The following is a 25,470-nucleotide window of genomic DNA, read 5'->3' as shown; positions in this document are numbered from 1 at the left end:
CGGCTCAGGCCGCCGGGGCCAGGTCGGACAGGTCGCCGCGCAGGCGCTCGAGGGCCTTGGCCAGGATCCGCGACACCTGGGCCTGGGTCAGCCCGACGAGGTCGGCGATCTCCTGCTGGGTGCGCTCGTCGACGAAGCGCCAGTGGATGATCTGGCGGTCGCGCTCGGGCAGCCGGCTGACAGCCGAGTCGAGCACGAGCCTGGCTTCCAGCGAGGCGAACCCGCGGTCCTCGGAGCCGAGGACATCGGCGATCGTCCCGCTGTCCTCGTCGTCGCGGCTGTCGATGGAGGTGGGGCGGAAGCAGCCGTCGGCCGACAGGGCCTCGACCACGTCGTCGAGCTCGACGCCGAGATGGGCGGCGACCTCGGAGGGGCGCGGGGAGCGTCCGAGCTCGGCCTCGAGGTCGTGCTGGACCGCGCCGATGCGCGCCTGGAGCTCCTGGATGCGCCGCGGCACCCGGATCATCCAGCCGGAGTCGCGGAAGTGCCGGCGCAGCTCGCCGCGCACGGTGGGGACGGCGTAGGACATGAAGTCGTGACCGGCGGCCGGGTCGAAGCGGCGGGCCGCCTTGGTGAGCCCCACGAGGGCGACCTGCTCGAGGTCGTCGAGGTCGATGCCGCGGTTGCGGTAGCGGGCGGCCATCGAGCGGGCCACGCCGAGGTTGGCCTCGATCAGCTCGTGCACGAGCGCCTGGCGCTCGGCCCCGGTGCTCGCGTGGCGGAGGTCGTCGACGATCGACGAGGTGCGACGGGCGCGCTCCTCACGCTCGATCGAGGTGGGCTGGACGGGGACCTGCGCGAGACGCGGGGGCGTGGTGAGGGTGGCCACGAGTTCTCCTTCCGGCGGGGGTGGTGTCGCGGTCGTGGCTCGTTGCGAGCGTGCCAGAATCCTGACTGGCCCGACGTCTGCCCAACAGCCGAAATGCGAAAACCATGGACAGACCATGGACAACAATCCCGCGGCCCGCCGGCGCTGCCTGCCGCCGCCCTCGCCCCGAGCGGGTCGGCAGGGCTTCCCGCACCGGCTCAGGGGCGGACCGGCGAGCGGTCTAGTCTCGACACATGGCGCGCAGCGTGTACGTGGCGGGGGTCGAGGGATTCACGGGCAAGTCGGCGGTGGCGCTCGGCGTGCTCGAACAGCTCTCGCGCCGCGTCGCGCGGGTCGCGGTCTTCCGTCCGGTCGTCCGTGCCGAGGCGTCGGCCGGCGAGGTCCACGACTACGTCCTGGACCTGCTCGTCTCCCACGACGCCGTCGCGCTGACGTACGACGAGTGCGCCGGGGTCAGCTACGACGACGTGCATGCCGACCCCGACGCGGCGATGGAGCGCATCGTCGCGCGCTACCACCAGGTCGCGGAGAAGAGCGACGCCGTCGTGGTCGTCGGCAGCGACTACACCGACGTCGGCGCCCCGGCCGAGTTCGCGTTCAACGCGCGGGTCGCGGCCAACCTCGGCTCCCCGGTGCTGCTGGTGCTCAACGGCCACGAGCGCGGCGTCGAGCAGCTGCGCACGGCGGCCGCGATGGCCCAGGCCGAGCTCGCCGCCAACCACGCGACGCTCTTCGCGGTCATCGCCAACCGGGTCGACCCCGGCGCCATCGACCGCACGGCGACGGCGCTGCGCCACGACGGCGTGCCGGCGTTCGCGCTCCCCGAGCAGCCGCTGCTGAGCGCCCCCTCGGTGGGTGACCTGATGGCGGCCTGCGACGGGCGCCTCGTGCGGGGCGAGGAGGAGCAGCTGGCGCGTGAGGTGCCGGGCCTCGTCGTCGCGGCGATGACGCTGCCCAACGTGCTGGACCGGCTCTTCGACGGCGCCCTCGTGGTCACCCCCGGCGACCGCCCCGAGGTGGTGCTCGGTGTGCTCACCGCCCACCAGTCCGCCAGCTTCCCGCAGATCTCCGGCATCGTGCTCAACGGCGGGCTGCCGCTGCCCGAGCAGATCGACCGGCTGCTCGACGGGCTCGACGTGGCGCTGCCGATCGTGGCCACCGACCTCGGCACCCACGCCACCTCGACCGCGCTGACCAACCGGCGCGGCCGCCTCGACAAGGACTCCCCGCGCAAGATCGCGACGGCCCTGACCATGTTCGCCGAGCACGTCGACGGCGAGGAGCTGATGAGCGGCCTGGAGGTGGCCCGCACGTCGGTCGTCACGCCGCTGATGTTCGAGCACCAGGTCCTCGACGACGCGATCGCCGACCGGCGCCACATCGTCCTGCCGGAGGGGGAGGAGGAGCGCATCCTGCGCGCCGCCGACGTCCTGCTGCGGCGCAACGTCGCCGACCTCACCCTGCTCGGCGACCCGATGTCCGTGCGGGCCAAGGCGGCACACCTCGGCATCGACGTCTCGGGAGCCCGGCTGCTGAGCCCGTACGACGAGGAGCTGCGCGAGAGGTTCGCGCAGGAGTACCACCAGCGGCGCGCGCACAAGGGCGTGACGCTCGAGGCGGCCCGCGACATCGTCGTGGACGTCTCCTACTTCGGCACGATGATGGTCGAGCTCGGCCTGGCCGACGGGATGGTCTCGGGGTCGGTGCACACCACGGCCCACACGATCCGGCCGGCGCTCGAGGTGATCCGCACGGTGCCGGAGGTCTCGGTGGTGTCGTCGGTGTTCTTCATGTGCCTGCGCGACCAGGTGCTCGTCTACGGCGACTGCGCCGTCAACCCCGACCCCACGGCCGAGCAGCTCGCCGACATCGCGATCGCCTCCGCCCGCACCGCCGCCGCGTTCGGCATCGACCCGCGGGTGGCGATGCTGTCCTACTCGACCGGCACGTCGGGCAGCGGCACCGACGTCGAGAAGGTCACCGAGGCCACGGCGCGGGTGCGTGAGCGGGCGCCCGACCTGCCGGTCGAGGGCCCGATCCAGTACGACGCGGCGATCGACGCCGCAGTCGCTCGCACCAAGCTGCCCGACTCCGCCGTCGCCGGGCGGGCCACGGTCTTCGTCTTCCCCGACCTCAACACCGGCAACAACACCTACAAGGCGGTGCAGCGCTCGGCCGGTGCGCTGGCGGTGGGGCCGGTGCTGCAGGGCCTGCGCAAGCCGGTCAACGACCTCTCGCGCGGCGCGCTGGTGCGCGACATCGTCAACACCGTCGCGATCACCGCCATCCAGGCACAGGAGCTCTCATGACCACTCAGGTGCTGGTGCTCAACGCCGGCTCGTCGTCGCTGAAGTACCGCCTCCTCGACGGCGTCACCGGCGTCGCCGAGGCGACCGGGTCGGTGGAGCGGATCGGCGAGGAGTCCGGCCGGCTCACCCACTCCGTCGACGGCCAGGCGTACGTCGAGGAGCGGCGTGTGGCCGACTTCGAGGACGCGCTCCGCTCGACCGTCGAGGCCTTCCGCCGCCACGGACCCGCCATCGACCGTGAGGCACTGGCCGCGGTGGGCCACCGGGTGGTGCACGGCGGCAGCTCCTTCTCGCAGCCGGCGGTGGTCGACGACCGCGTGCTCGAGACCCTCGAGGACCTGGTGCCGCTCGCGCCACTGCACAACCCCGCCAACCTGGAGGGACTGCGGGTCGCGCGAGAGCTCTTCCCCGACGTGCCGCAGGTCGCGGTCTTCGACACCGCCTTCCACCAGACGATGCCCGAGCACGCCTACACCTACGCGGTGCCGGTGGCCTGGCGCGACGAGCACCGCGTCCGCCGCTACGGCTTCCACGGCACGTCGTACGCCTTCGTCTCCCGTCGTGCCGCCGAGCTGCTGGGCCGCACGGTCGAGGACACCAACCTCATCGTGCTGCACCTCGGCAACGGGGCGTCGGCCGCCGCGATCCGCGGCGGTCGGTCGATCGACACCTCGATGGGGTTCACCCCGCTCGAGGGCCTGGTGATGGGCACCCGCTCCGGTGACATCGACCCGGCGATCCTCGGGCACCTGCACCGCGCGCTCGGCTGGTCGCTGGAGGACATCGACCGCGCGCTGTCCCGCGAGTCGGGCGTGCTCGGCCTCTCCGGCGTCAACGACTTCCGCGTGCTCGAGCAGCGCCGCGAGGACGGCGATGCCGCAGCGGCGCTGGCCTTCGACGTCTTCGCCTACCGCGTGCGCAAGTACGTCGGCGCCTACTACGCCGCGCTCGGCGAGGTGCACGCCGTCGTCTGCACCGGCGGTGTCGGCCAGTACAGCCCCGACGTCAGGGCCGCCGCCCTCGGCGGGCTCGAGCGGCTCGGCATCGTGCTCGACCTCGAGCGCAACGCCGCCGTGGGGCGCAAGGAGGCCGCCACGGTGTCGGCCGACGGCTCCGAGGTGGCGGTCCTGGTGGTGCCGACCAACGAGGAGTGGGAGATCGCCCGACAGGCGCTCGCCGTCCTGGCCGAGTCCGGCGCGTCCGCCGGGCAGTAGGCGCGGGCCTCGGCCCCTGCCCGCCGGACGTCATACGGATCGGCACCTATGGCTTCGGGTTCGGATGACGCACCGGGCGGGAGCGTCCTTCCGGTCCCCGCTGGGAGGCTTCTGGCGGTCGACCGCGAAAAGTAGCGGGTCTTGCGTGTTGACGCCGACGAAACGCGCTCCATAGTGTGACGAGCATCACGGATGGCTCTCGGCCACCCGCGTCGGGAGAGGGGCCACGGTCGCCATGGCGCGTTCCCCTCTGCCCCGTCCGGGGTCCCTGCCGTGCTCGTCCCGGCTCCCCGTCCTCGCCGCTGCCGCCGCAGTCGGCCTCGCCGCCCGGCACCCGGGCGACGCCAGCAACCTCGCACGGCCACCAGAAGGCAGGACAGCATGAGCAGCTTCCGTACATCCGCGGCACGTGTCAGGACATCCATCGCGGGACTGGTGGCGGTGGCCGTCGCCGCCGGTGGCATCGCCACCGCGCCGGCCGCGGCCGCCGCCCCGTTGCCGGCCGGCACCGCGCAGCGGTCGGTAGCGCCCGCGGCCGCCGCCCCGCAGCAGGTGGTTGCGGCGGTGGAGCCGACCTACGACGTCCTCGTCTTCAGCAGGACCACCGGGTTCCGCCACGACTCGATCCCGGCCGGCATCCGCGCCGTCAGGCGGCTCGGGGCGCAGTACGGCTTCACCGTCGACGCCACCGAGGACCCCGCCCAGTTCACCGAGGCCAACCTCGCCAAGTACGAGGCGGTGGTGTGGCTGTCCACCACCAGCGACGTGCTCAACGACGCCCAGCAGGCGGCGTTCGAGGCCTACATCCGCGGTGGCGGTGGCTACGTCGGCGTCCACGCGGCCTCCGACACCGAGTACACCTGGCCCTGGTACGGCCAGCTCGTCGGCGCCTACTTCCAGAGCCACCCCGCCGGCACGCCCACCGCCACCATCGACGTCGAGGACCAGAGCACGCCGTCGTCCTGCGCGCTGCCGGCACGCTGGACGCGCACCGACGAGTGGTACAACTTCCAGTCGCCGACCAACCCCGTCGTCAACGGCGGGGGCCCCGACTACAGCCCCCGCGACAACAGCAACATCAACGTCATCGCCTCGCTCGACGAGTCGACCTACGACGAGAACGACGGCGCTCCGGGCGACGACGACCACCCGATCGCGTGGTACCAGGAGTTCGAGGGGGGCCGCAGCTTCTACACCGGCGGCGGCCACACCGACGCGTCGTTCTCCGAGCCCCTCTTCCGCCTGCACCTGCTCGGCGGCATCCAGTACGCCGCCGGCGAGGCGCCCGACGGCTGCACCCCGCCGGCGCCCACCGACGCCTCGTTCGAGCAGGTCACCCTGGCCAAGGGCGTCGACAAGGTCGGCGAGCCGATGAGCATCTCGGTGCTGCCCGACGGCCGCGTGCTCCACAACGCTCGCGACGGCCGCATCTTCCTCACCGACCTCGAGGGCAACACCACCCTCCTGTACGACGTCCCGATCTACTCCCACGACGAGGACGGCCTGCAGAGCCTCACCGTCAGTCCCGACTTCGAGGACGACGGGTGGGTCTACCTCTACTACGCGCCGCCGCTCGCGACGCCTGCCGGCGACGCCCCCAACGAGGGCACGGCCGCGCAGTTCGCGGAATGGAAGGGCCACAACGTCCTGACGCGGATGAAGATGGTCGACGACGACCTGGTCCCCTCCACCGAGCAGCAGCTCCTGCGCGTCGACGCCGACCGCGGCATCTGCTGCCACGCCGGCGGCGCCATCGACTTCGACGCCGACGGCAACCTCTACCTGTCCACCGGCGACGACTCCAACCCGTTCGCCTCCGACGGCTACGCGCCGCTCGACGAGCGCGCCACCCGCAACCCGGCGTACGACGCGCAGCGCAGCTCGGCCAACACCAACGACCTGCGGGGCAAGGTGCTCCGCATCACCCCGGACCCGACCGAGGCGAGCTACACCGTCCCGGACGGCAACCTGTTCCCGGAGGCGTCCGACGCGCAGGACAAGACCCGTCCCGAGATCTACGCGATGGGCTTCCGCAACCCGTTCCGGATGACGGTCGACAAGCGCACCGGCTACGTCTACCTCGGTGAGTACGGACCCGACGCCGGCGGCGCCAACCCCAACCGCGGACCCGGCGGCATCGTGGAGTTCAACCAGATCCGCGAGGCCGGCAACTTCGGCTGGCCCTACTGCACCGGCACCAACACCCCGGCCGAGACCTACAACGAGTGGGACTTCGCGACCAACAGCACCGGCCCCAAGTTCGACTGCACGGCGCCGGTCAACAACAGCCCGCACAACACCGGCCTGACCAACCTCCCGCCGGCCCAGCCCGCCTGGATCAAGTACGACGGAGGGAGCGTCACCTACGGCGGCGTCACCACCAACGAGTTCGGCGGCGGCGGCGAGGGCCCGATGGCCGGCCCCGTCTACAACTACGACCCCGACCTCGACTCCGACGTGAAGTTCCCCGAGTACTTCGACAACCACTTCTTCGCCGGCGAGTGGACCCGCGGCTGGATCCGCGACATCGCCATGGACGCCGAGGGCGACGTGGTCGGCATCGACCCGTTCTTCGACTCCTCGACCCTCTACGCCGCGATGGACATGGAGTTCGGCCCCGACGGCTCGCTCTACGTCCTCGACTACGGCAACGGCGGCTACTTCACCGGCAACGAGAACTCGGCCGTCTACAAGATCAACGCCATCAACGAGGGGGCACGCTCGCCGTCGGCGTCGGCCACCGCGACGCCCGACTCGGGCACCGCCCCGCTGACCGTGCAGTTCTCCAGCGCCGGCTCGAGCGACCCCGACGAGGGCGACTCGATCGTGAGCTACGAGTGGGACTTCCAGAACGACGGCACGGTCGACTCCACCCAGCCCAACCCGACCTTCGTCTACACCCAGAACGGCGTCTACGACGCCCGCCTCACCGTCACCGACTCCACCGGCCGGACCGGCGTGGCCACGGCGGTCGTGACGGTCGGCAACACCCGGCCAACGGTCGAGATCGAGACGCCGCCCGACGGTGCGTTCTTCGATTTCGGCGACTCCGTGCGGGTCAGGGTCACCGTGACCGACCCCGAGGACGGCGAGATCGACTGCGACCGGGTCGAGATCGACTACATCCTCGGCCACGACTCGCACGGCCACCCGCTCAGCTCGCGCACCGGCTGCGACGTCCTCCTGCCCACCGTGGCGGACGGCGGTCACGACCCCTCGGCCGACATCTTCGGCGTGATCAACGCCAGCTACACCGACGAGGGCGGCAACGGGGTCCGCGCCCTCACCGGTGAGGACGAGGTCGTGCTGCAGCCCAAGCGCAAGCAGGCCGAGCACTTCGACACCCAGCGCGGCGTCGAGACAGAGGCCACGACCGACCCGCTCGGCGGCTCGCACAACCTGTCCCACCTCGACGCGGGCGACTACGTGTCCTACGCCCCGATCAGCCTCTACCAGGTGCCGCGGCTGCGCTTCCGGATCTCCTCGGCCGGCGTCGGCGGCACCATCGAGGCCCGCCTCGACAGCCCCACCGGGCCCCTGGCCGGCTCGGTCGCCGTTCCCGTGACCGGCGACTGGCAGCAGTGGCAGTTCGTCGACATGGACATCGCGGAGTCCGCGCAGCAGGGCACGCACGAGCTGTTCCTGGTGTTCACCAACGCCGACCCCGCCGCGACGAACCTGTTCAACCTGAACTTCTTCGACGCAGCGGGCAAGGGCGTCTCGGTCAACTCCCGTCCGCAGGTCGGCGCGCAGGGCACCCCCACCCAGGGCACCGCCCCGCTGACCGTCGACTTCGACGGCACGGCGTCGGACTACGACGGCGACGAGCTCACCTACCGGTGGGACTTCGGGGTCCCCGGTGACGGCGACACCGCGACCACCCTCGACGCCCAGTACACCTACACCGAGCCGGGCACCTACACCGCCCGCCTGACCGCCACCGACCCGTCGGGCGCCTCCGGCTCCTCGACGGTCCCCATCCGGGTGCTCAACGCCTGTGGGGTCCAGCAGTCCGACGAGTTCGACGGCACCTCGCTCGACGGCAAGTGGGACATCATCCGCGACAGCGGCACGTGGAGCGTGGCGGACGGCGGCCTGCAGCTGCCCATCGACACCGGGAGCCTCTACGGCCCGACCGGCGACCCCGCGGGGCTCGCCAAGGACGTCATCGTGCAGGAGGCGCCCGACGGCGCGTTCGAGGTGACCGCCAAGGTCACCGCCGAGGTGACGGAGAACTACCAGCAGGCCGGGCTGCGGCTCTACTCCGACGACGAGAACTGGGCCTCGGTCCACCTCATCTCCGCCGGAGGCAACCGCGACGTGGAGTTCATCTACGAGGCGCAGGGCAACCCGCGCAACGAGGCCGCCGACAAGCTCGGCGGCGTCCCCGCCGGCTTCCCGTCGACCTACTACGTGCGACTCACCTCCGACGGCACCGACCTGCGCGCGTCCTACTCCGCCGACGGCGAGACGTTCTCCCCGGTCGGGCGGCCCGCGCCGATGAGCACGTTCGCCACGCCACGGATCGGTCCGGCAGCGGTGTCGGGCGGCGCGACGACGAGCCCGACCGCGACCTTCGACTGGATCCGCTTCGACCCCGACGGCACGAGCGGCGCCACCGACCCGAGCGACGAGTTCGACGGCGCCGACCTCGACGACTGCCGGTGGAACGCCTCGGTCCGCGAGGACCCCTCGCGCCACGAGGTGGCCGACGGGGCGCTCACGATCACCACCACCGGGGGCGACCTCTACCAGGACTCCGACCCCTCGGGGACGACCAACCTGATCCTGCAGTCCGACGCCAACACGACCGACGACTACACGCTCGAGACCCGGGTATCGGCGACGTTCACCGACGGCTACGCCCAGGCCGGGCTGCTCGTCTACGGCGACGACGACAACTACGTCAAGCTCGACGTGATCGCCGACACCGACGCCGGTCGGATCAACCGCGTCGAGCTTCGCTCGGAGTCCAACGCGGCGATCCTCGACCCGCAGCCGCAGCTCGACGCGCCGGCCAACGTGACGTCGTACCGCCTGCGCCTGACCAAGACGGGCGGCAGCTACCTCGGGGAGATCGCGTTCGACGGGGGCGACTGGCAGACCGTCGGCACCGTCACCCACCCGCGGAGCGACATGGACCTCGGCCTGTTCGCCATCGGCGTCCAGCAGCCGGGCCGCACGGCGACCTTCGACTACTTCCGGGTCACCCCGGCGGCAGCGGAGAACAGGCCCCCAGTCGCCGACGACGACAGCGCCGTCACCACGGCCGGGCGGGCGGTCACCATCTCGGTGCTCGCCGGTGACACCGACCCCGACGGCGACACCCTCTCCGTCGAGTCCGTCACCAGCCCGGCGCACGGCACGGCGACGATCAACGCCGACGGCACCGTGCGCTACACGCCCGACGCGGGCTTCGCCGGCACCGACACGTTCGACTACACGGTCAGCGACGGCAACGGCGGCACCGACACCGGCACCGTCACCGTCACCGTCATCGAGGCCTGCGAGACCGACACCCCCGACGACACCTTCGACGGCGACGCGCTCGACACCTGCCGCTGGGACGCGATCGTCGCCGGAGACCCGGCCACGCGCCGGGTGGCCGAGGGACGGCTGTTCCTCACCACGACGAGGGGCGAGATCTACCAGGGCGGCACCGGCAAGTCCAACCTCATCCTCCAGTCGCCCGACCACGCCGGCGACGACTGGACGCTCGAGGCCCACGCCGACGTGTCGACGCTCGACGGCGGCTACAGCCAGGCGGGCCTGATGGCCTACGGCGACGACGCCAACTACGTGAAGCTCGTGGTGATCTCCGACGACGGCAGGACGATGCCCAACCGCGTCGAGCTGCGCTCGGAGGTCGACAACGTGATCGTGGGTGGCGACCCGCAGCCCGAGCTCGCCATCCCCGACGGCACCGACCTGACCGACATGCGGTTCCGGCTCACGAAGACCGGGACCTCCTACGCCGGAGAGGCGTCCTTCGACGGCGGCACGACCTGGGTGGAGATGCCCAGGCCGGTCGTCAACCCGATGGCCGGGCCGCGCTTCGGCGTGTTCGCCGCGGGCGTGCTGCAGGAGGGTGACGAGGTCTCCTTCGACACCTTCCTGGTCGACGGCGAGGACCCGGTCGACCCGGTCAACTCGGCGCCGGTGGCGGTCGACGACACGGCGACCACGACGCAGGGCACGCCGGTCGCCATCAGGGTGCTGGCCAACGACACCGACGCCGACGCGGGCGACCAGCTCGCGGTCACCTCGGTGACCACGCCCGCACACGGCACGGCGGTCGCGGCCGCCGACGGGACGGTGACCTACACCCCCGACGCCGGCCACTCCGGCACCGACACGTTCGACTACGTCGTGACCGACGGCACCGACACCGACACCGGCACCGTGACGGTGACGGTCACCAAGGCCGAGCAGCCGGTCCCCGACACGAGGATCACGGGCGCCCCGCGCGACGCCACCCGGGCGAGGACGGCGACCATCCGGTTCACCGCCACCGGTCCCGGCGCCGGGGGAGCGACGTTCGAGTGCTCCCTCGACGGGTCGGCCTGGCGGGCGTGCACGTCGCCGACGACCTACCGCGGCCTCGCCGACGGCTCGCACCGGGTGCGGGTCCGCGCGGTGGGTGCGGGCGGCACCGACGCCACGCCGGCGACGGCCACCTGGACGGTCGACCGCACCGGGCCGAAGGTCCGCAAGGTGACCCCGACCGGCACCACGCGCGACCGGACGCCGACCGTGGGCGCGGTCGTCTCCGACCGGCACTCCCGGGTGCGCTCCGGTGACCTGACGCTGTTCGTCGACGGCAAGAAGGTCGGCGGGGTGCGCTACGACGCCCGGCGCGAGCGGATGAGCTGGACGCCCAAGCGGGCCCTGTCGCCCGGTCGCCACACGGTGCGCCTCGTCGTCGAGGACGCGCTCGGCAACCGCACCGTGGAGAGCTGGCGGTTCACCGTCCGCCGCTGATCCCAGAGGTCGAGCCACGTCGGCCCGTGTCCGCGCCCTTCCGGGCCGGTGCGGGCCGACCGGCCTGTCCGCGCGACGTTGCTAGGGTCGCCCCATGGTGGACGGCAGAGGTGTGGCGGCGGCATCGGCCGACCGCGTCCACCTGCCGTCCCGCGTGCCGTCCGGCGCCGCGCTGCTGGCCCTCGAGCTGAGCGAGGAGGCGCGCGGAGTCCGCGGCCTCGACGTCCTGCGGCGCAGCGTCGACCGCGCCCCGCCGCCCCGCTGACCTGACCGCCCGGGTGCGCCGCATTCCGCACCCACCCCGCACCCACCCCGCGCGCACCCGTCCCGCGCGCACCCGCACCGGGTCGCGCCGCGCCGTCCCCGCCCGCCCGTCCGGCCGATCTCGCGACGGCGCCGCGGTCACGCCGGCGCGCTCCTCCCGACCGTCCCCCTCGTCAGAAAGCAGAGCCATGACCAAGCGCGTCGCCATCGTCGGAGCCGGCATGGTGGGCCTGTCCACCGGCTGGTTCCTCCAGGAGCACGGCTTCCACGTCACCGTCCACGAACGCCGCCACGTCGCCGCCGGGTCCTCCTGGGGCAACGCCGGCTGGCTCACCCCCTCCCTGACCGCGCCCCTGCCCGAGCCGGCCGTGCTCACCTACGGCGTGCGCGCCGTCCTCAGCCCGTCCTCGCCCGTCTACCTCCCGCCGCGCCTCGACCCGCGGCTCGCGCGCTTCCTCGCCGGGTTCGTCCGCCACAGCACGGCCCGCCGGTGGGGCATCGGCATGCGCGCCTACGCCCCGGTGAACCGCCAGGCGCTCGCGGCGTTCGACGACCTCGCCGCCGGGGGAGTCGCGGCGACCACCCGGCCCGCGGACCCGTTCCTCGCCTGCTTCCGCACCACCGAGGAGCGCGCCGTGCTCGTCGAGGAGCTCGAGCACGTGCGCGGCGCCGGACAGGACGTGAAGTACGACGTCCTCACCGGCAGCGAGGCCCGCGCGCTCGAGCCCTCGCTCACCGGGGCCATCGGTGGCGCCGTCGTCCTGCACGGCCAGCGCTACCTCGACCCGCCGGCGTTCCTGGCGGCCCTGGCCGACTCGTTCGTCGCGCGAGGCGGCGAGATCCGCGAGTCGAGCGCCGTGACCGACGTGCGCCAGGCAGCCGGGGGCGCCTACGTCACCACCGACGACCCCGCCGAGCCGCTGCGCTACGACGCCGTGGTGCTGGCCAACGGCGCGTGGATCGGCCCCCTGGCCCGCCGCTTCGGCGTGCGCCAGCCGGTCCAGGCGGGGCGCGGCTACTCGTTCAGCGTCGGCGGCGACCGGCTGCCCGGGACTCCGGTCTACTTCCCGGCCCAGCGTGTCGCCTGCACGCCGCTGCCCACCGCGGACGGACCCCGGCTGCGGGTCGCGGGGATGATGGAGTTCCGCGACACCGACGCACCGCTCGACCCGCGCCGCATCGAGGCGATCGTCGAGGCGACGCGCCCGTTGTTCGACGGCGTCGACCTCGACGACCGACGCGACGAGTGGGTGGGTGCCCGTCCGTGCACCGCCGACGGCCTGCCCCTGATCGGCGCGACCGACGCGCCGGACGTCTTCGTCGCCGGGGGCCACGGCATGTGGGGCATCGCGCTCGGTCCGCTCACCGGGAGGCTCCTCGCCCAGCGCATCGCCACCGGAGCCACGCCGGCCGAGCTCGTCGCGTTCGACCCGCTGCGCTGAGGGGCGTCCGGGCACAAGGTCCCATGTCCTGACGGGCCCTCGGCCCTCCCCAAGACCTCCGGTGCGCCCAACGATGGGGGTGGCGGGAGGTGCTCGCCGGGACGAGGAGGCGTTGTCATGGACAAGGACCGGAGGTCGGCAGCAGGGGACCGCGACGTGGTGGTGGGCGTCGACGGGTCCCGGGCAGGCGTCCAGGCGCTGCGCTACGCCGTCGCCGAGGCCGAGCGCCTCGGGACGGGCGTGCACGTCGTGCACGCGGTGCCGACCTACGTGCCGATGACGCCGATGTACCCCCTGCCGATCGAGGACCTGACCACCGCCGGCCGGGCCGTGGTGCAGCGGACCGTCACCGAGGCCCAGGTCCCGGAGTCGGCCCGGCTGGCGACGAGCCTCTCCCGCGAGGGCGCGGTGCCGGCGCTGCTGGGAGTGGGCCAGGACGCCCCGCTCGTGGTGCTCGGCGCGGACCGTCGCCCGGTGGCCGCCCGAATCTTCACCGGCAACGTGTCGACCGCCGTCGCGGCCAGCTCGCGGGCCCCCGTCGTCACGGTGCCCGAGACCTGGCCCACGGGCGAGGCCACGGGAACCGTCCTGGTCGGCATCAAGCGGCCCGACGGCTCGCCCGAGCTCCTGGCCGAGGCGTTCTCGACCGCGCAGGCACGCGGGGCCCGGCTGGTGGTGCTGCACGCGTGGCGACTGCCCAGCTTCTACGAGGACGTGGTGGCCGACCGCGTCGCCGAGGCGGAGTGGGACGACCGCGCCCACGAGGAGGTCGACCGCGAGCTCGAGCAGTGGCGGGTGGCCTACCCCGACGTCCACGTCGAGGTGCGGGTGGTCCACGACCAGCCGGCCCACGCCCTGGTGAGCGCCTCGGAGTGGGTCGACGAGATCGTCCTGGTCCGCAGGCCCCGCGGGGTGCCGGCCGCTCTGCACCTCGGCCCGACCGCGCGCGCCGTCATGGCCAACGCGCACTGCCCGGTGCGGATCGTGCCGGCCGACCGCGGGCTCTCGACCCAAGACCTCGTCCTCGAGGACGCAGGAGAGCTGAACAAGTAGCACCCACGCAGCACCGACCTGAGGAGAACGACATGCGAGCAGCAGTAGTCCCGGCCATGGGCGCGCCGCTGGAGATCCGCGACATCCCGACGCCGGAGCCCGGCCCGGGGCAGGTGCTGGTCAAGATCGAGGCGAGCGGCCTGTGCCACACCGACATCCACGCCGCGCGCGGAGAGTGGCCGATCAAGCCCAAGATGCCGCTCATTCCGGGTCACGAGGGCGTCGGCAAGGTCGTGGCGGTCGGCCCGGACGTGGACACGCCCGCCGTGGGCACGCGGGTCGCCCTGCCGTGGCTCGGCCGGGCCTGCGGCCGGTGTCGCTACTGCGTCGCCGGGTGGGAGACCTACTGCGTGACACCGGAGTTCACCGGCTACACGATCGACGGCTCCTACGCCGACTACGCGATCGGCTACGCCAGCCACGCCGTGCCGGTGCCCGACGGCGTGTCGGCCTTCGACGCCGCGCCGATCACCTGCGCGGGGGTCACCACCTACAAGGCCCTGAAGGTCGCGCACCCCCAGCCCAACGAGACCGCGATGGTCGTCGGCATCGGCGGCCTGGGCCACCTGGCCCTGCAGTACGCCAAGGTGTTCGGCACCACCACGGTCGCCGTCGACGTCGAGGACGCCAAGCTCGACCTGGCCAAGAAGCTGGGCGCCGACCACGTCGTCGACGCGCGGGGCAACCAGGCCGTGGAGCTCGAGGCCCTCGGTGGGGTGGACATCGCGGTCGTCACCGTCCCGTCGCCCGCCGCGATGCGTGCCGCGCACGCCTCGCTCAACCCCAACGGCCGCCTCGTGCTGGTCGGCCTGCCCGCCGACAACCGGCTGGAGCTCCCGGTCTTCGAGACGGTGCTCAAGGGGATCACGGTGACGGGCTCTCTCGTCGGCACCCGCAACGACCTCGCCGACTGCTTCGCTCTCCACGCCAACGGCCGCACCCGCGTGGTCGCCGAGCCGCGTCGCCTCGAGGACGTCAACGCGTGCTTCGAGGAGGTGCTGTCGGGCGCGGTGCCCGCGCGGCTGGTCTTCGACATGGAGAACTGACACCCGATCAGGGTCGAGTCGGCTCGTCCTGACATCTGATCGGGGTCGAGTCGTCTCATCCTGACATCGGATCGGGGTCGAGTCGTCTCATCCTGACGTCGGAATCGTCAGGATGCGCCGACTCGGCGGGCTCTGGGCGTCAGGATGCGCCGACTCGGCGGGTCCTGGGCGTCAGGATGAGCCGACTCGGCGGGCTCTGGGCGTCAGGATGCGCCGACTCGACGGGCTCTGTGTCACGCCCGAGCCGTGCGCGGTGCATGGTTCCGACGTGCGCCGCCACGCCCTAGCGTGACCACGTGAACTCCTCCGGACGGGCCGCGGGCAGCCTCTCGCGTGCCCGCCTGCTGACCGTCGTGTGGCTGGTCTCGTCGGTGCTGAGCGTGGTGATGCTGCCCCTGGTGGGCGTGTCGCGGGAGAGCGAGGCCGGCTGGCGCGTCGCGGGTCTGGTGGGCGTCCTGCTGCTGTTCGCCGCCGAGCTCCTGGTGACGTGGTCGGCGGTGACGCCGTGGGCGTCCGCCCGCGTGCACCGGCGCCTGCAGCTGGCGTTCGTCGCCGCGGCGGTGCTGAGCGTGCCGCTCGTCGCGCCGGTGGCCGCGGGGCGGTGGCCGACCTGGGCCTGGCTCGGCGCCAGCGTCATCGGGACCGCGCCGCTGGTGTGGTGCTGGCCGGCCGCGGCGGGCGCGGCCGTCCTGACCAGCGCCACCAGTGTCGCGGTGGCCGGCTGGCTGGGCGCGGACCGCACCGACTACCTGCTCGTCACAGCGGGCGTGGGTCTGGGGCTCGCGGCGATCAACTGGGCGCCGGTGTGGCTCTGGGAGCTGCTCCTGCGTGCCGACGCCTCCGAGCACGCGCTCACCCGCGCGACGGCGGCCCGCGAGCGCAACCGGCTCAGCCGTGAGGTCCACGACGTCATCGGGCACGACCTGACGGTCATCGCACTCAAGTCCGAGCTGGCGGCCCGCACCGTCGCCACCGACCCGGCGCGGGCGGCCCGCGAGTCCGAGGAGGCGCGCGCCCTTGCCGAGTCGGCGCTGGGCCGGTTCCGCGGCGTGCTGGCGGCACGCCGCGAGATCGACCTCGCCGACGAGGTCGAGCAGATGGAGCGCACGCTGCGCGCGGCCGGGCTCCGGGGTGACGTGACGGTGGAGGCGATGACAGTGGAGGCGGTGACGGCGCACCCGCAGGCCGCCGACGCGCTCGCGATGACGCTCAGGGAGGCGACCACCAACATCCTGCGCCACAGCGACGCCGAGCGCTACCGCGTGCGCATCGGGACCGCGGAGGGCTCGGTGACGGTGGTCGTCGGCAACGACCGCCCGCGCGCCGGGTCGCCGTCGGCCGGGTCCGGGCTCACCGGACTCCGCGAGCGGCTGCTCGCCACGGGCGGCGACCTCACGGTGCGCCGCGACGCCGATTGGTTCCAGCTGTCCGCGACGGTGCCGGTGGGCGATGGCTGAGCCGCTGCGGATCCTCGTCGCGGACGACGAGGGCACGATCAGGGCGGCGCTCAGCGCGCTGCTCGACCTCGAGGAGGACCTCGAGGTCGTCGCCCAGGCCGAGGACGGGAGGCAGGCGGTCGAGCTGGCGCGCCGCCACCGCCCCGACGTGGCCGTGCTGGACCTCGAGATGCCCGGGCTCGACGGGATCGCCGCGGTGGCCGAGCTGCGCAGGGTCGCCCCGATGTGCGCCGGGGTGGTGCTGACCGGGCGGGGGAGACCCGCCCACCTGCGCGAGGCACTCGAGGCCGGTGCCGTGGCGTTCGTCGCCAAGGGGGCTCCCGCCGGCACGCTCGCCGAGGTCATCCGCGGCGCGCACCGTGGCGTGCGCTACGTCGACCCGGCGCTCGCCGCCGACGCGCTCACCGCGCCGCCCAACCCGCTCACCGAGCGCGAGACGGAGGTGCTGCAGCTGGCCGCGCTCGACCTGCCCACCTCGGTCATCGCGCGTCGCACCAACCTCGCGGGAGGCACGGTGCGCAACTACGTCGGGGCGGCGACGGCCAAGCTCGGCGCCGGGTCGAAGGCACAGGCCATCGCGATCGCCCGGTCGCAGGGATGGATCCGGTGAGCGACCCCGACGGCCCGCCGGTCCGCGAGGAGCGCGCGCCGCTCACGGATGGGCGCCCAGCGCCGCGCGCGGCGTCGGCGGCGGTCGGTCGGCCCAGGCGCGCGGGCTGATCCCGGCGAGGGCCGCGAAGTCCCGCGTCAGGTGGCTCTGGTCGGCGTACCCAGTCGTGGCGGCGACGTCGGCGAGCGGTCGCCCCGCGCCGGCGGCGCGTCCGGCGTGCTCGAAGCGCAGCAGCCGGGCCACCGTCTTCGGCGGCAGTCCCGTCGCGTCGGTGAACCGCGACGTCACCGTCCGCGGGCTCCGTCCGGTGCCGCGGACCACCTCGTGGATCCGGGCGGTGCCGTTGCTCCGGCGCAGCGCGTGCCACACCTGCCGGGTGAGCGGGTCGGGGGCGTCGCCGTCGTGCGCGAGGGCGAGCAGCGTGCGGTCGACGAGCGCCAGCCGCTCGGCCCACGTGGGCGTCTCCGCCAGCCGGTCGGCGAGCCCGTCGAGCGCGGGGGAGACGTCGGCCAGGGGCGTGACGCGGTGGGCGATCTCGCGCCCGGGCAGTCCGAGGACGCGGGAGGCGCCGAGCGGCGTGAGGTAGACCTGCACGCAGCTCTGGCTGCCGCGGAAGCTGGTGCGGGTCGTGCCGGGCCGGAGTCCGGCGACGAACGAGCCGTGCGTCCCGGCGCCCTCACCGCCCGCGACCTCGGTCAGCTCCTGGGTGTCGCCCCACGCGATGACGAGCGGGACCACGATGCTCGCCGGCAGCGTCCGGGTGGCGGCGTTCGGGGAGTGCTCGCTGTTGCCGCAGCGCCCCGCCACGATGCCGGCGAGCGGGCGGGGCACGGGCGCACGCGAGAACTCGATCCATCCGGTCGGCGTCCTCGTCCGCGTGGTCGAGGGGCGGAGCACTGCCCCAGTATGGCGCGTGTCGCGCCCTGCCGATTTGTTCAAGCGCAGGCCTGCGCGCGTGCCCGACAGTGGGGCGGCCGGCGCGGTGCCGGCACCACGACAGCACGCGAGGAGGAGCGCACCATGCGCAGGTTGGTCGTCAACGAGTTCGTCACTCTCGACGGGGTGATGCAGGGGTTCGGGTCGCCGGAGGAGGACACCGACGGCGGGTTCGAGCACGGCGGGTGGGGGGCGCCCTACCTCGACGAGGTCCAGCTGCGGGCCGCGGGCGAGGGCCTCCGGGAGACCACGGCCTACTTGTTCGGCCGGAGGACCTACGACGCGATGGCCGCCTTCTGGCCGCACCAGCCGGAGACCAACCCGATGGCGGCCCACCTCAATGCCACCGAGAAGCACGTCGCGACGCGCACGCCCGCCGACCTCACGTGGTCGGGTGCCCGCCCGCTGGCCGGCGACCTCGCGGACGGCGTACGCGCCCTGAAGGCCGCGGGCGACGGGGCGATCGCGGTGCTCGGCAGCGGCGTGCTGGTCCATGAGCTGATGAGGCTGCGCCTCGTCGACGACTACCGATTGTTCGTGCACCCGCTGCTGCTGGGCACCGGCAAGCGGCTGTTCCGCGAGCTGCCGGCGCCGCAGCGGCTGGCCCTGGTCGACGCCACCCCGACCTCCACCGGCGTCGTCATGCTCGGCTACCGCGTCGTGGACTGACGGCCTCACGCGGCGATGGCCACGACGAGTGCGGCGACCCCGACGGGCACGTCGAGCAGCATGCAGAACTCGGCCATCGAGCGCGGGACGACGTCGTTGCGGCGCCAGTGGCGCCAGTCCCACACGGCGTGGCAGGTCAGGACGAGGCCGGCGAGGGCGAGGCCCAGGCGCGGGGAGACGACGAGGGCCACCACGGCGAGACCGCCGAAGACGAGCATCGCGAGCCCCTGGTCGGCCAGCGCACGGCCCGGCGCCCGCGCCGCCAACCCCACCGCCACCAGCAGCACGACATAGCCCGCCAGGCCGACCCACCACGTGGCCCCGGCGAGCTCGCCGACCGCGACCACCAGCGCGGACACGGGGATCCCCACCCAGGCCACCCACGGGCGGTCCAGGGCGGCGGCCGCGACGTAGCACGACGCGGCGGCCGCGACGGTGATGGCAGTGCCCTCGATGTCCACGCCGGTCGCGACCTGCGAGGCGGCGACGACCAGGCCGAGCAGCGCCGGCCACAGGCGCCGGCCCGCGGCCGGGGCGCAGGCGTGCTCGGGCCAGCGCCGCAGCATGGCCACGAGCATGAATGCCAGCATCAGCGCGTGCCCGAGCGCCTGCACGGTCACCCCGCTGACGAGGCCCGCCCACAGGAACGGGTAGAGCACGACGAACCCGGCGTACATCGACCCTGCCATCTCCAGCACGGAGGCCGTGGAGTGTCGTCGCCACAGCATCGCGGCCACCATCGGGACGGACATCGACGTGGCCATCGCCAGGGTGTCGAGCTCGACCGAGCGCAGGACTCCGCCGGGGGCGACGTCCCGCACGGCAAGCGTCCAGAGGGGATGGAGCAGCACCATGCCGACGACCATCACCACGACCATCTCGACGTAGTGGAGGACGAAGCGCCCGGTGCCGCGCAACGACGGGCGCCGGGCGGCCGAGCTGCGGTGGTCCGGCGGGGCGGGCGGCCGGAGGGCCGTGGGGTCGGGGGGCCGGACGGGCGGAGCGGGTGTCTGGTCGCTGATCATGGCCACGAGCCTGCGGCGCGACAGCGGGGCGCGGACCCGTGCGCCCGTCACGCACCGGCCGGGCGGAACGCACCGTCGGGGCATGACGCGCCCGTGGCGGGTCGCACATGCGAGGGGGGAGTGGGGGTACCGGACGCCACCACCGCCGGTGGCAGGCCGCGCCCGGGCGTCACGCGTACGCAGCACCACCCGGACCGGCCGTCGCGACAGGGAAGAGGCGCCGATGACGGACGACAAGCCGGAACAGGTCGAGCCGAAGCAGGCCGAGCGGGAGTCGACCCCCAACAGCTCGGGGCCCGACGGGGCCGCGGGCGGCATGGGCTCGAGCAGCGAGTGGGTGGGCCACACCGGCCCGGGGCAGCAGGGCGCGGACGGCCTCCGCGACACCTCGGCCCAGGAGGCTCCGGCCGACGCGCCTCCCGAGCAGAGCGCGGGTGGCGAGGAGCCGCAGCCGGAGGGCGTCGAGCCCCGGGCCGGCTATCCCGAGCAGGACCCGCGCCACGAGGACCATCCCCACCGTCCCGGCCGCCAGGACTGACCGACCCGGCCGCAGGCGCGACCTCGGCCTGGTCCGCCCGTGACCTGACCCGGCCCGCTCGGCGCCGTATCGTCCTGCGGGTGCGTGAGGCAGCGGTGGTGGCGACGGCGTTCGTCGTCTGCGTCCTCGGCGGCGTCCTCCACGTCGACGGGAGCGTCGGACGACCGCCGGTCGCCGCCTACGCCGTCGCCGCCGTGGCCGCGGGCGTGCTGCCGCTGCGGCACCGCGCCCCGGCGGCGGCGCTGGCACTCGCGGTGGCGTGCGGCCTGGTCGTCGCCCCGCTCGGTCTGTTGCTCACGCCGGTGATCGTGGCCCCGGCGCTGGTCGCCGCCTACGCGTTCGCCGTGCGCTCCGATCGCCGTGTGGCGATCGGCGTCCTGCTCCCGGCGGCGGTGCTGCTCGTGGTCTTCGTCCCGTTCTTCGAGGCGGCCTTCTCCTGGGAGGACGTGAGTCGGCTGGTGGTCGTGTCGGGGGCTCTCCTGGTCGCCGGCCTGCTCGGTCAGTCGGTCCGCGACCGGCGCGCCTACCTGGCCGCGGTCGAGGAGCGGGCCCAGCGGGCCGAGAGCATGCGCGACGGCGAGGCGCGCCGGCGGGTGGGCGAGGAGCGGGTCCGGATCGCCCGGGAGCTGCACGACCTCGTGGCCCACCAGATCACCCTCGCCAACGCGCAGGCGATGGTGGCCGACCAGCTCTTCGACACCGTGCGCGCCGAGGCCAGGAGCAGCCTCCAGCAGGTCGTGGAGACCACGAGCCACGCCCTGGACGACCTGCGAGCCACCGTGGGTCTGCTGCGCGAGCCCGAGGGACCCGGCGACCCGGCCGAGCCCGCGCCCGGGCTGGCCCGACTTCCCACGCTGCTGGAGTCCTTCCGGCGGGCGGGCCTGGAGGTGTCGGTGCACGAGGAGGGCACGCCCACGGCGCTGCCTCCCGGCCTCGACCTCACGGCGTACCGCATCGTGCAGGAGGCGTTGACCAACGTCACGAAGCACGCCGGCAGCCGCTCCGCTCGTGTGGGGATCGACTGGCGGCGCGACCGGGTGCTGCTCACCGTCGCCGACGACGGCCCCGGGGCGCCGTCGCCCGGCTACGACCCTGGCAGCCCGACCGGCTTCGGCCTGATCGGGATGCGCGAGCGGGCGACGGCGGTCGGCGGAAGGCTTGCCGCGCGCCGCCGCCCGGAGGGTGGCTTCCTCGTCTCCACCGAGCTCCCGCTGCCCACTCCGAGGCAGGCCGCCGACCGTGCCGACAGGGAGGACGGTGGCGTCGGATGACACTCCGCGTCCTGCTCGCCGACGACCAGGCTCTGCTCCGGCAGGCGTTCCGGACGCTGCTCGACGCCGCCCAGGACATCACCGTCGTCGGCGAGGCCGGGGACGGCCGGGAGGCCGTGCGCCTCACGCGCGAGCTGCGGCCGGACGTCGTCGTCATGGACATCCGGATGCCCGACCACGACGGGCTCAGCGCGACGGTGGAGATCTGTGCCGATCCGGAGCTGGTCGAGAGCCGCGTCCTGATCCTCACCACCTACGAGACCGACGAGCACGTCGCGCAGGCGTTGCGTGCGGGCGCGAGCGGGTTCCTCGGCAAGGGGATCGCGGCAGCGGACCTCCTCGACGCGGTCCGGACGATCGCGGACGGCGAGCAGCTGCTGTCACCCGCCGCCACCCGGGCCCTCGTGTCCCGCTTCCTGGCCACGCCGGTGGACGCGGAGGCGCCGCGGTCCGTCGAGCTCGACGCCCTGACTCCGCGCGAGCGCGAGATGGTCGCCCTGGTCGCGACGGGGCTGTCCAACCAGGAGATCGCCGAGCAGATGGTCGTCAGCCCCTACACGGTCCGCGCCCACGTGCAGCGGGCGATGACGAAGCTGCACGCGAGGGACCGCGCGCAGCTCGTCGTCATCGCCTACCGGACCGGGCTGGCCCACCCCGACTAGTCGATCGCGAGCGCCGACTCCGCCGGCCGGCCGCGGGTCGCGCGCCAGGTGGGGAGGAGGGTCGCACCGAGGGTCAGCAGGACGACCAGCGCGACCATGCCGGCATAGATCCACGGTGACCCCGCGGGGACCCACGAGTCGAGGCGCTTCACGCTCACCGGGACGACGATCGCGAGGGCGGCGACGGTCCCGGCGGCGAGCCCGATCCCCGCGACGAGGAGGCTCTCGATCCCGACCATGCGCAGCACCTGGGCCCGGGTGGAGCCGGCCAGCCGCTGCAGCCCGAACTCGCGCCGGCGGGTCGTCGTGCTCGAGGCCAGGGTGTTGACGACCGTGATCGCGGTGTACCCGGCGATCATCAGCACCATCAGGTAGATCGCGAACGTGGAGGTCCTGCGTTGCTCGTCGAACTGCCGGAAGAGCACCTCCCGGTCGGAGATCGCCAGGCCGGGCCGGTCGGCCAGCAGGGTCGCCACGTCGGACTCCAGGCGTGCCGGGTCGGCGCCGTGCGCGGCGGTCACCACGATCTGGGTGGCGTAGCCGTCGGTGGTGTGGGCAGCGACCGTGTCGGCCGGGAGCAGCAGGGTGTCGAAGTCCCCGTCCGCGACGAAGAGCGCGACCACTCGGGCCTCGAGCGTGGCGTTGTCGCCCAGCCGCAGGGTGAGCGTGTCCCCGCGGCCGATGCCCAGCTGCCTCGCGTGGTCCTCGTCGATCGCGACCGTGTCTCCCGTCAGGTCGGACAGCGTGCCCGCGGTGACGTCGACCGGGGTCGTGGCGGCGGCGGTCGCGGCGGTGACTCCCTGGAGGGTCCAGCCCTCGCCCATCGGTGAGCGGTCCTCCGGCTCCTCGACGAAGCCGACGCTGGTGACGAGCTCGGAGGCGCCGCCGACGCCCGCCAGGGCGTTGATCTCCCCGACCAGCGCCGGGTCGAGCGGACCGTCGGACGTCACCACGACGTCGGCGGTGAGGCCGTCGGCGAAGGCGCGCCGGTCGGCCTCGTCGTTCGTCGTCTGCAGGTAGAGCATCCCGCTGGCCACTCCCGCGAGCAGGATGACGGGCGCCGTGACCGCGGCCATGCGGCCGCTGCGGCCGTGCGCGTTGAGGACGGCGAGCTCGCCCGTCACGCCGCCCCAGGCCCGCACGGGCCACTGCAGGACGAGCGTCGCGATCCGGGTCACCACCGGTGCCAGCAGGGCGAGGCCGATCGTGAGCAGGATGACCGCGGGGGCGGCCGTGGCCGGTGCGAGCGGGCCGCTCATCACCGTGGTCGTCACGATGGTGAGGGCGGCGCCGCCGGCGAGCATCAGCATCGCCAGGCCGATGCGTACCGGCCCGGTGGTCCGGCCCTCGAGCGTCGCCTCGGCCAGTGCCTGGGTGGGCTTGATGCGCGCGGCCCGCCGGCCGGCCCCGAGGGCGCCGGCGACGGCCGCCACGATCACGATGGCGACCGCGGCCACGGTCGGGATCCAGCCCTGCCGGAAGGCGACCCCCGCCGTGGCGATGCCGCGGTCCGCCAGCTGGTCGAACAGGAACCGGCCGAGGAGCTGGCCGGGCAGGACGGCCAACGCGGTGGCGATCGCCGCCAGCACCAGGGTCTCGCCGACGATCAGCCGGCGCAGCTGGCGGGGCGTGGCTCCCACGGCCCGCAGCAGCGCGAGCTCGCGATGACGCTGGGTGATCGACAGCGCGAGCATCGAGGCCACGCCGAAGATCGTGACCAGGATCGCGAAGGCCGTGAAGACGCCCGCCAGGGCGACGACGTTGACCCCGGTGCCGCGGGCCTCGCGCAGCTCGGCCTGCCCCCGCTCGTCCCCGACGAGTGTCGTGGTCTGCGCGTCGAGCGCGGCGTCGATCTCCTCGCGGAGCCCGGCCAGCTCGGTCCCGGGCTCGGCGACGACGCCGATGGCATCGACGCGACCCGGCGGCGGCGTGCCGTCGAACACGTGGCCCTCGGTGGACCGCACGCCCGGGAGGGCGGCGATCGTCTCCTCCAGCGCGGCATCGATGCGGACCCGCTCGGGCAGGATGACCGGCTCGTCCGGATCGCCGCCGGTCGCGTGGTAGGCCTGCTCGCCGGCAACGACGATGTCGGCGCCGGCGAGCTGCTGGGGCGGCACGGCGGTGCGGATGCCGGTCTCGATGAGGCCGCCGCAGGACATCACGATCGCCGCGGCGCAGAGGATCGCGAGGAACGCCGCGACGAAGGTGCCGAGGCGGAAGCGCAGGGTGCGCAGCGCGAGCTGTCTCATCGGTGCGCACCTCCCGCGTGCCCGACCGGCGTGGAGGCGTCGCTGTCACCGTAGGCGCCGAGGTGCGTCATCCGCTGGGCGACGGTCTCGGCGGTCGGCTCCCGCAGCTCACCGACGAGACGACCGTCGGCGAGGAAGACCACGCGGTCGGCGTACGACGCGGCGACCGGGTCGTGCGTCACCATCACGATGGTCTGGCCGGCCGCGCGTGCCGCGTCGCGCAGCAGGGCGAGCACGGAGCGGGCGGTGCGGGTGTCCAGCGCGCCGGTCGGCTCGTCGGCGAAGACCACGGCCGGGTCGGTGACCAGGGCGCGCGCGATGGCGACCCGCTGCTGCTGACCGCCGGACAGCTCGGCCGGTCGGTGCCGGCTCCGCTCGCCGAGACCGACCTGCTCGAGGACCTGCGTGACCCGTCCGCGGGCGGGCCTGCGGCCGGCGAGACGCAGCGGCAGGGTCACGTTCTGCCGCACCGTGAGGACGGGCAGCAGGTTGAACGCCTGGAAGACGAAGCCGATCCGGTCGCGCCGCAGCATGGTCAGCTCGGTCTCGTCCAGCTCGCTGAGCTCGTATCCGTCGAGGAGCACCGAGCCGGTCGTCGGCTGGTCGAGGCCCGCCGCGCACTGCAGGAGGGTGCTCTTGCCGGATCCGGACGGGCCCATGATCGCCGTGAAGCTGCCCCGGGCGAACTCGGTGGTGACGCCGTCCAGCGCCACCACCTGGTTCTCGCGCCTGCCGTAGACCTTGTGGACGTCGGTCAGCCGGACCGCGTCGGCGGTGTCGCTGCCGTGCCTGTTCATCGCCATGGACCATCTCTCGCTCGCTGACGGACCCAGGTCGATCTCCTGGGCCCTCGTGCGACCAAGGCTTCCCGTCGGCGAGGCGACCGTCGTCGTGCACGGGCACCGATCCCGGCTG

At 73.7% G+C, this 25,470-nt stretch carries 18 protein-coding genes; 13 read left to right on the top strand and 5 right to left on the bottom strand.

Annotated elements, in window-relative coordinates; genetic code table 11:
• Positions 1-4 precede the first annotated feature (4 nt).
• Positions 5-829: a SigB/SigF/SigG family RNA polymerase sigma factor gene (locus tag AC4H2S_RS12310; RefSeq protein WP_491497270.1), complete on the bottom strand. Its 825-nt coding sequence runs from the start codon at positions 827-829 to the stop codon at positions 5-7.
• A gap of 233 nt (positions 830-1,062) precedes the next feature.
• Between AC4H2S_RS12310 and pta the strand changes: the two genes are divergently transcribed.
• The 9 genes from pta (at position 1,063) to AC4H2S_RS12265 (ending at position 17,205) form a co-directional block, all read left to right on the top strand.
• Positions 1,063-3,138 carry a phosphate acetyltransferase gene (gene pta / locus AC4H2S_RS12305; RefSeq protein WP_491497269.1) on the top strand — a complete coding sequence of 692 codons (2,076 nt, stop codon included), beginning with the start codon at positions 1,063-1,065 and terminating at the stop codon, positions 3,136-3,138.
• Positions 3,135-4,352, top strand: a complete 1,218-nt coding sequence (locus tag AC4H2S_RS12300) for an acetate/propionate family kinase (RefSeq protein ID WP_491497268.1) — start codon at positions 3,135-3,137, stop codon at positions 4,350-4,352. The genes pta and AC4H2S_RS12300 overlap by 4 nt, the downstream gene beginning before the upstream one ends.
• Before the next feature lie 381 nt (positions 4,353-4,733).
• Positions 4,734-11,333, top strand: a complete 6,600-nt coding sequence (locus AC4H2S_RS12295; protein WP_491497267.1) for a ThuA domain-containing protein — start codon at positions 4,734-4,736, stop codon at positions 11,331-11,333.
• Between the two features lie 94 nt (positions 11,334-11,427).
• Entirely contained in the window at positions 11,428-11,598 is a 171-nt protein-coding gene (locus AC4H2S_RS12290) for a hypothetical protein (protein WP_491497266.1), read from the top strand.
• Positions 11,599-11,785: 187 nt separating this feature from the next.
• A complete protein-coding gene (locus AC4H2S_RS12285; protein ID WP_491497265.1) occupies positions 11,786-13,039 on the top strand; it encodes an NAD(P)/FAD-dependent oxidoreductase in 1,254 nt (417 codons plus the stop codon).
• Between the two features lie 117 nt (positions 13,040-13,156).
• Positions 13,157-14,092 (top strand): universal stress protein, encoded by a 936-nt coding sequence (locus tag AC4H2S_RS12280; RefSeq protein WP_491497264.1) that lies wholly within the window; start codon positions 13,157-13,159, stop codon positions 14,090-14,092.
• A gap of 32 nt (positions 14,093-14,124) precedes the next feature.
• Positions 14,125-15,138, top strand: a complete 1,014-nt coding sequence (locus tag AC4H2S_RS12275; RefSeq protein WP_491497263.1) for a zinc-dependent alcohol dehydrogenase — start codon at positions 14,125-14,127, stop codon at positions 15,136-15,138.
• A gap of 296 nt (positions 15,139-15,434) precedes the next feature.
• On the top strand, positions 15,435-16,595 hold the full coding sequence (locus tag AC4H2S_RS12270) for a sensor histidine kinase (protein WP_491497262.1): 1,161 nt from the start codon (positions 15,435-15,437) through the stop codon (positions 16,593-16,595).
• Positions 16,588-17,205: a response regulator gene (locus AC4H2S_RS12265; protein WP_491497261.1), complete on the top strand. Its 618-nt coding sequence runs from the start codon at positions 16,588-16,590 to the stop codon at positions 17,203-17,205. The genes AC4H2S_RS12270 and AC4H2S_RS12265 overlap by 8 nt, the downstream gene beginning before the upstream one ends.
• A 42-nt stretch (positions 17,206-17,247) precedes the next feature.
• On the opposite strand, the gene AC4H2S_RS12260 is transcribed toward AC4H2S_RS12265, so the two are convergent.
• Positions 17,248-18,036 (bottom strand): AraC family transcriptional regulator, encoded by a 789-nt coding sequence (locus AC4H2S_RS12260; RefSeq protein ID WP_491497260.1) that lies wholly within the window; start codon positions 18,034-18,036, stop codon positions 17,248-17,250.
• A 189-nt stretch (positions 18,037-18,225) separates the two neighbouring features.
• Between AC4H2S_RS12260 and AC4H2S_RS12255 the strand changes: the two genes are divergently transcribed.
• Positions 18,226-18,810 carry a dihydrofolate reductase family protein gene (locus AC4H2S_RS12255; protein ID WP_491497259.1) on the top strand — a complete coding sequence of 195 codons (585 nt, stop codon included), beginning with the start codon at positions 18,226-18,228 and terminating at the stop codon, positions 18,808-18,810.
• A 5-nt stretch (positions 18,811-18,815) separates the two neighbouring features.
• Here AC4H2S_RS12255 and AC4H2S_RS12250 read toward each other — a convergent pair whose 3' ends face one another.
• The gene (locus tag AC4H2S_RS12250) at positions 18,816-19,835 is read right to left on the bottom strand and encodes a hypothetical protein (RefSeq protein WP_491497258.1); all 1,020 of its coding nucleotides are present in this window, start codon (positions 19,833-19,835) and stop codon (positions 18,816-18,818) included.
• 223 nt (positions 19,836-20,058) lie between these two features.
• Between AC4H2S_RS12250 and AC4H2S_RS12245 the strand changes: the two genes are divergently transcribed.
• The 3 genes from AC4H2S_RS12245 (at position 20,059) to AC4H2S_RS12235 (ending at position 22,306) form a co-directional block, all read left to right on the top strand.
• Positions 20,059-20,373 carry a hypothetical protein gene (locus tag AC4H2S_RS12245; RefSeq protein WP_491497257.1) on the top strand — a complete coding sequence of 105 codons (315 nt, stop codon included), beginning with the start codon at positions 20,059-20,061 and terminating at the stop codon, positions 20,371-20,373.
• A gap of 80 nt (positions 20,374-20,453) precedes the next feature.
• Positions 20,454-21,644 carry a sensor histidine kinase gene (locus AC4H2S_RS12240; RefSeq protein ID WP_491497256.1) on the top strand — a complete coding sequence of 397 codons (1,191 nt, stop codon included), beginning with the start codon at positions 20,454-20,456 and terminating at the stop codon, positions 21,642-21,644.
• Positions 21,641-22,306 (top strand): response regulator, encoded by a 666-nt coding sequence (locus AC4H2S_RS12235; RefSeq protein WP_491497255.1) that lies wholly within the window; start codon positions 21,641-21,643, stop codon positions 22,304-22,306. The genes AC4H2S_RS12240 and AC4H2S_RS12235 overlap by 4 nt, the downstream gene beginning before the upstream one ends.
• Here AC4H2S_RS12235 and AC4H2S_RS12230 read toward each other — a convergent pair.
• Together AC4H2S_RS12230 and AC4H2S_RS12225 are read right to left on the bottom strand one after the other, a co-directional pair.
• Entirely contained in the window at positions 22,303-24,555 is a 2,253-nt protein-coding gene (locus AC4H2S_RS12230) for an FtsX-like permease family protein (RefSeq protein ID WP_491497254.1), read from the bottom strand. The genes AC4H2S_RS12235 and AC4H2S_RS12230 overlap by 4 nt on opposite strands.
• On the bottom strand, positions 24,552-25,358 hold the full coding sequence (locus AC4H2S_RS12225) for an ABC transporter ATP-binding protein (protein ID WP_491497253.1): 807 nt from the start codon (positions 25,356-25,358) through the stop codon (positions 24,552-24,554). Before AC4H2S_RS12225 ends, AC4H2S_RS12230 begins: the two co-directional genes overlap by 4 nt.
• Between the last annotated feature and the right edge of the window lie 112 nt (positions 25,359-25,470).

The sequence above is a fragment of the Nocardioides sp. Z13_37 genome (assembly GCF_058355585.1).
The sequence above is the reverse complement of the archived record's forward strand: the minus strand, read 5'-3'. Positions and strand labels throughout refer to the sequence as shown.